At 75.6% G+C, this 1,510-nt stretch carries 2 protein-coding genes; both read left to right on the forward strand.

Translation table 11 applies throughout. The features are described from left to right. On the forward strand, positions 1–541 hold a 541-nt coding region (locus tag F8274_RS30585; RefSeq protein WP_151465866.1), incomplete at its 5' end, for a TetR/AcrR family transcriptional regulator. Positions 542–642: 101 nt separating this feature from the next. Beyond that, positions 643–1,510: TIGR04222 domain-containing membrane protein (locus F8274_RS30590; RefSeq protein WP_151465868.1), on the forward strand; the 868-nt coding region annotated here is incomplete at its 3' end.

A 1,510-nucleotide genomic window follows, 5' to 3' on the forward strand; every position in this document is an offset into this window, starting at 1 on the left:
GCGCCGGCAGGAGATCCTCGGCGCCGCACGGGCGTGTTTCGCCCGGCACGGCTACGAGGGTGCCACCGTCCGACGGCTGGAGGAGGCCACCGGGCTCTCCCGGGGCGCGATCTTCCACCACTTCCGGGACAAGGACTCGCTCTTCCTCGCCGTGGCCGAGGACGACGCCGCGATCATGGTGGAGACCGTGGCCCGCAACGGCCTGGTCCAGGTGATGCGGGACCTGCTCGCCGGGGCGGTCTCCCCGGACACCACCGGCTGGCTCGGCAGCCAGCTCGAGGTCTCCCGTCGCCTGCGCACCGACCCCGCGTTCGCCCGGCGCTGGGCGGAACGCTCGGCCGCGATCGCCGAGGCCACCCGGGAGCGCCTGCTCCGCCAGCGCGAGGCCGGGGTGCTCCGCGACGACGTGCCGATCGACGTGCTGGCCCAGTTCCTGGAGCTGGCGTACGACGGGCTCGTGCTGCACCTGGCGATGGGCCGTCCCGCCGGTGACCTGGGCCGGGTGCTCGACCTGGTCGAGGAGGCCGTCCGCCGGCACTGACCGGCCCGGATATCGGTCCGGTAACTCGACCGCTCGGGGAGATCACCACTGGCGGACCTGCTCCACAATGAGCCGCGACCCCCTCGCGACAGGAGCAGAGCATGACAGTCCTCGCGGGCGACACCTGGGGCGTTCCCGGCCCCGTCTTCCTCCGCTGGTACCTCGTGGCGGCCGTCGTGCTGGTCGTCGGCGCCGTGGCGTACCGGTGGCGCGCCCTGGCCGGCACCCCGGTCCACGACGGTGGGCCGCTCGGGCCGCAGCAGGTCGCCTACCTCAATGGAGGCGACCAGCTCGCCGTCTGGACCGCCCTGGGCGGGCTGCGCCGCGCCGGCGCGGTCGGCGTCCGCCCCGACCGGCGGCTCACCACCGGCGGCCCGCTGCCGGCCGGGGTCACCCCGCTGGACCAGGCCATCCACCACGCGGCCAACCGGGGCCTGCGCTCCCGGGAGCTGGGCCAGGACGAGTGGGTCCGGCGCGCCCTCGACGAGCTGCGCGACGGTCTCGTGCGCCGCGGCCTGGCACTGGACAAGGAGCGGCGCGCGACGCTGCGCCGCGGCGCGCTGCTCGTCGGGGCCCTGCTGGCGCTCGGCTTCGTCCGGGCCTTCGTCGGCATGTCCAACAGCCGGCCCGTCGGCTGGCTGATGCTCACCCTCGTGCCGCTGTTCATCGCGTTCTTCCTGCTCAACCGGGTGCCCTGGCGCACCCGCGCGGCCGACCGGGCGCTGCGGGAGCTGCGCCGCCGGCACACCTGGCTGCGTCCCTCCGCCGCGCCGGCCTACGCCACCTACGGGCCGTCCGACGCGGCGATGGGCGTCGCGCTGTTCGGCACCGCCACCCTCTGGAGCATGGACCCGGGCTTCTCCGAGCAGGCCGAGATCCAGCGCCAGGCGATGGGGTCCGCCGGCAGCTCCGGCAGTTCCTGCGGAGGCGGCAGCTCCTGCGGGGGCGGCAGCTCGTGCGGCGGGGGCA

It is taken from the genome of Micromonospora sp. AMSO31t, from assembly GCF_008868175.1.
Classification (GTDB): domain Bacteria; phylum Actinomycetota; class Actinomycetes; order Mycobacteriales; family Micromonosporaceae; genus Micromonospora.